General features: G+C 65.1%; 5 protein-coding genes. 3 read left to right on the top strand and 2 right to left on the bottom strand.

All coding sequences use genetic code 11. The features are described 5' to 3' along the window. Positions 1 to 187 precede the first annotated feature (187 nt). Together ABR948_RS28225 and mnmA are read right to left on the bottom strand one after the other, a co-directional pair. Positions 188 to 826, bottom strand: a complete 639-nt coding sequence (locus tag ABR948_RS28225; protein WP_428124383.1) for a class I SAM-dependent methyltransferase — start codon at positions 824 to 826, stop codon at positions 188 to 190. A gap of 19 nt (positions 827 to 845) precedes the next feature. Next, positions 846 to 2,054, bottom strand: coding sequence for a tRNA 2-thiouridine(34) synthase MnmA (mnmA, locus tag ABR948_RS28230; protein ID WP_428124389.1), 1,209 nt, complete (start codon positions 2,052 to 2,054; stop codon positions 846 to 848). Between the two features lie 414 nt (positions 2,055 to 2,468). Between mnmA and ABR948_RS28235 the strand changes: the two genes are divergently transcribed. The 3 genes from ABR948_RS28235 to ABR948_RS28245 all read left to right on the top strand — a co-directional run. Then, positions 2,469 to 4,091 (top strand): flagellar hook-length control protein FliK, encoded by a 1,623-nt coding sequence (locus ABR948_RS28235; protein WP_428124385.1) that lies wholly within the window; start codon positions 2,469 to 2,471, stop codon positions 4,089 to 4,091. A 10-nt stretch (positions 4,092 to 4,101) separates the two neighbouring features. Continuing rightward, positions 4,102 to 4,815, top strand: a complete 714-nt coding sequence (locus tag ABR948_RS28240; protein WP_428124387.1) for a flagellar hook assembly protein FlgD — start codon at positions 4,102 to 4,104, stop codon at positions 4,813 to 4,815. A gap of 193 nt (positions 4,816 to 5,008) precedes the next feature. Beyond that, a partial coding sequence (locus tag ABR948_RS28245; RefSeq protein WP_428124391.1) for a DUF1153 domain-containing protein occupies positions 5,009 to 5,112 on the top strand: 104 nt, incomplete at its 3' end.

Raw genomic sequence — 5,112 nt, forward strand, 5'->3', positions numbered from 1 at the left:
GGCGCGCAACCGTTTGATGGCGCGGGGGGCGCGGTTTGGGCCGCTGGCGTCGCCGTCATAGGGGGCGCCTGCGCATGGGCGCCGCCGGAGGCCGCCATCAGCGCGTAAGAGAAAAGGGCTACGTATTTCGTTCGCATGCGGGGCAACTATTCGCGCGCACGGAGGTTCCGCGAAGAATGCAGAGTTTTCAGGCCTTGCGGTAACGGATCAGCGAGAAATGCCCCATTGGCGGCATCGGCCGGCGCTCGGTCAGGCTGTCACCGCCGTGGCTGGCGGCCCAGTCGGTCAGACGCGCCCATGGAAATTCCGGACGCCAGCCGAGCCGGCGGGCCAGCGGCGCGAACGCCAGTTCGAAGACGCGGCGCGGCCCGCTTTCGGCGCCGATGTGATTGACCAGTATCAGTTCACCGCCAGGCTTCAGCACGCGGATGAAATCATCGAGCGTGGCTTCGGGATCCGGCACCGCGGTGATGACGTATTGCGCCACCACCGCGTCGAAAAACGAATCCGCGAACGCCAGATTCCTGGCGTCCATCACCGCGAGGGTTTCGACATTGGAAAGACCGAGCGCCCGCACCCGGCCTTGCGCCTTGCGCAGCATCGGTTCGGAAATATCGACGCCGCATAGTTTCGTGGTGCGCGAATAATCCGACAGCGACAATCCGGTGCCGACACCGACATCGAGAATCCGTCCGCCGATCCTGTCGGCCTCGGCGATGGTCGACTGGCGGCCGTGGTCGAACACCTTGCCGAATACCAGATCGTAGACCGGCGCCCAGCGCCCATAAGCCTTTGCGACCCCCGCGCGGTCGATATCTGACGCCATGCCCCCGCCTTCGAAATGATTATCCGCGCATCGCCTCGATCAGCGGCCGCGGTACGGCGGTTTGCCTCGCCGCGGCTTGAGCCGTCACACGCCTGGCGGTGGCGCTCTGGATGAAACCGCCGCCGAGCACGCGCGCCTGGCCGGAGGGGGCATCGTAGAACACACAGGCCTGCCCCGGCGATACGCCCTCTTCGCCGGCGACCAGCTCGACTTCATAGCGGCCGTCGCCGGCCGCGCGCAGCCATGCCGGCTGCGGCGCGCGGGTCGAGCGCACCCGCACGAACATCTCCAGACCCTCGCCGACCGCGCGATCGATCGCGCCGTCGCCGATCCAGTTGACGTCGCGCAGCACGATGCGATCCATCCGCAGCGCCTCGCGCGGTCCCACCACGACGCGGCGGCTGGCGGCATCGAGCCGCACCACATACAGCGGCGCCGCCGAGGCGATGCCCAATCCGCGCCGCTGGCCGACGGTAAAGTGAACGATGCCCTGATGCCGGCCGATGATTCGGCCGTCGAGATCGACGATATCGCCGGGCTCGATCGCGTTCGGCCGCAGCCGGCCGATAATGTCGGTATAGCGCCCGGTGGGCACGAAGCAGATGTCCTGGCTGTCCTGCTTGTCGGCGACGTCGAGTTCGAAGCGCCGCGCCAGTTCGCGCGCCTGCGGCTTGGTCATGTCGCCGAGCGGAAAGCGCAGATAGTCGAGTTGTTCGCGGGTGGTCGCGAACAGGAAATAGCTCTGGTCGCGGTCGGCATCGGCAGCGCAGATCAGCGCGCGCGATCCGTCGCCGAGGCGGCGCGACGCGACGTAGTGGCCGGTGGCAAGTGCTGAGGCGCCGAGCTCGCGCGCGGTCTTGAGCAGGTCGCGAAACTTGATCGAGCGGTTGCACTCGATGCAGGGCACCGGCGTCTCGCCCGAGGCGTAGCTGTCGGCGAAATTGTCGATCACCGATTCCCGAAAGCGGCTTTCATAGTCCAGCACGTAATGCGGGATGCCGATCCGCTCGGCGACATTGCGCGCATCGTGGATGTCCTGCCCGGCGCAGCAGGCGCCCTTGCGATGGGTGGCGGCGCCATGATCGTAAAGCTGCAGCGTGATGCCGACGACATCGTAACCCTGCGACTTCAGCAGCGCGGCCGTCACCGAGGAATCGACGCCGCCGGACATGGCGACAACGACCCTGGTGTCCTGCGGACGGCCTTCAAGATCCAGACTGTTGAGCATGGTTCCGGTCATCGATGCGATCGCGCGCAGCGGATGCGTTGCGATCAGGAAACCGTCTTGCGGTCAGGGGGCTTCGCAACGTTTCCGTCAAAAGCGAACCCGCTCTGGCGGAGGCGGCTGAAAAGCTGCTCTTTAATATAGGCCGGTTTGGCGTGAGGCAATCGCGGTGACCTTATTTGCACGCTCACCTGATTTGCAGAGCACCCTGATTTAAACGCCGCCAACGGCAAATCTTGCCGCCGGGCAGAAAAGGGACCGCCGCCGCAACGTCAATGCCGCTCCGTCACAGTTATAAGCCATTGATATATTTATATATTTTTTGTGCGCCGGGAGTGGCCCGGTCCTTGCTGACCCCCTGGTCAGTCCATTGCGAGAGGCCGCCCCGTGTTGAGCGTCAATTCAGAAGCTGCGAACGTGTCTTTCCAGGGTGCCGCGCAATGGTCGACACGGTCCAACCAGTCGTCGGGCCAGTCGTCGGGAAACGACATTTTCGGGGCGCTGGTCGACAGCAACACGGCGAACGACGCCAGCAACGCGGCCTCAACGACTCAGCAGCCCCCCGCAGCATCCAACAACAATACGCCGCCGCCGGCCGACAATTCGGCGCCGCCGAACAATGCCGCCGCCAATCAGCCGGCCAACAACGATCCAAACAACAATAATAACAACAGCGACAATTCCGGACCGCCGTCCGACGCCAATGGCAACAATGGCAATGCCAACACGGCCAATACCAATACTGCCAACACCAATAGCGCGGCCAGCACGGGTGCGGGCCAGCAACCCACCGCAAGTTCCAATGCGCCGAAGACCGGCACCACGAAGTCAACGGCGAAGTCGACCACCGACGATACCTCCGCGGTCGATCCGACCCTCCTGGCCCAGCAGGCCGCACTTTCGGTGACGCCAACCCCGGTCGCGGTTGTGATCCCCGTCTCCACCCCCGTGACCCATGTTGCCGCGGCGACGCCGACGCCCAGTGGTGCCACCGCGCCGCTGGCAATCGCGGCGGCGGCTATCGCAGCCAGCTCACAGGCGGTCTCGGCGCAGGCAGCGTCATCGGCGCCAGTCAAGACCGATCCGACCGCGGCGGCCGCCACCATTGCGGCGGCGGCAACCCCCACACCCACCGCCACGGCGACTGCAAAGACCGCGGTTACAGCCGCGACCCAGACGGTCGTCACTCCGACGAACCAGCCGGCGCCCCCGGCCGATGCCGCGGCCTTGAACGCCGCGGCCTTGACCAGCACGGTTGCCGCGACCGCCCCGGTCGCAGCGAAGCCCACCTCCAAGACGACCTCGTCAACCGACGCGACGGAATCGACGACAGAGACCGCCCCGAACGGCCTGGCGCCACAGCCAGCCGGCGCGGGCAAACCGGACGCCGCGAACACCGCCGTTGATGCGGCGACCGCGGAGGCCGCCGCCGCCGCGGCATCCACATCGGCCGGCGCCGGATCGGCCCATGACCACGCATCGGTCGCCGGCACAGAACATGCGGTCACCGATACATCAAACACCAACGTTCAGACCGCGGCCGCGATCCAGCCACAGCTCAATGCCCCGGCAACGACTTCCGCGGCAACACTGACCGCCACGGCGGCGACCAATGCGCCGGTGCCGCTGAGCGGGCTCGCGGTCGAGATCGCGGCCTCGGTCAAGAGCGGCAAGAGCAGTTTCGAAGTCCGGCTCGATCCGGCCGATCTTGGCCGCATCGATGTCCGCATCGATATCGACAGCAACGGCCAGGTGACCTCGCATTTGACGGTCGAAAAGCCGGAAACGCTGTCGATGCTGCAGCAGGACGCGCCGCAGCTGCAGCGCGCGCTGGATGACGCCGGGCTGAAGACCGGTGACAACGGCCTGCAATTCAGCCTGCGCGACCAGTCTTCCTCGGGCCAGAACAGCGGCGGCGACACCGGCAGCAACGCGCAGCGGCTGGTCATCAGCGAGGACGACACCATCCCCGCGGCAGTCGCGGGACGAACCTATGGCCGTTCGCTCGGATCGAGCAGCGGCGTCGATATCAGCGTCTGAGGAGACAGATATGACAACATCAGCAGCCACATCCACCCCGGTCGTATCAGGCACGACCCCGGCCTCTTCATCTTCCTCCAGTTCGTCGGCCGCGGCCACCAACGCGCTGGCTTCCTCGCAGATCGCCGGCAACTTTCAGAGCTTTCTGACCCTGCTGACGACGCAATTGCAGAACCAGAATCCGCTCAGTCCGCTGGACACCAACCAGTTCACCCAGCAGCTGGTCGAATTCGCCGGCGTTCAGCAACAGCTCAACACCAACGACTCGCTGGCGACGCTGGTATCCCTGCAGCAGACCGCGCAATCGACCCAGGCGCTGGGCTTTGTCGGCCAGACGGTGGTCGTCAACGGCAGCACCGCGGCGCTGACCAATTCCTCGGCGACATGGGAACTGACGGTTCCGACCACTTCCACCGTCAACATCACGATCGCCAACAGCTCCGGACAAAACGTCTACACCGGCAGCTACTCGGTCACCGGCGGCACCACCCCCCAGCCCTTCACCTGGAACGGCCAGGGCAGCGACGGCACCACCGAGCCCGCCGGCAACTATACCCTCACGGCGACCGGCAAGGACTCCTCGAACAATACGGTGGCGATCACGACACAGATCCAGGGCGTGGTCAGCTCGGTCGATATCGCCAAGTCGCCGCCGATACTGACGATCAACGGCCAAACCTACACGGTCAACCAGATCGCGAGCGTTGCCGCTCCCACCTCCTAGAGCGCCATAGCGCCGGGCGGAACCGGGTTTTCGCAGCAATTATCGGTCCGTTTACCGGCCCGGCTCCCGGTGTCTTAAAGACACCAGCAGCCGGGCCGCAGGCATTTTCAAGGAGATGGGCTTAGGCAAATTTTAAGTCGCGCGGCGTAAGTTGTTTCAGTGAGTTCAGTGGTTGAGAGTTTGTGAGTACGCCATGACAGAACCCCATCGCCCGAGGGTAAAATACGTCATCGGGCCTGACGGCAGTCCGTTAACAATTGCGGATTTGCCCGCGCCCGGGACCAAACGGTGGGTTAT

The organism is Bradyrhizobium sp. (genome assembly GCF_050014615.1).
Classification (GTDB): Bacteria; Pseudomonadota; Alphaproteobacteria; order Rhizobiales; family Xanthobacteraceae; genus Bradyrhizobium.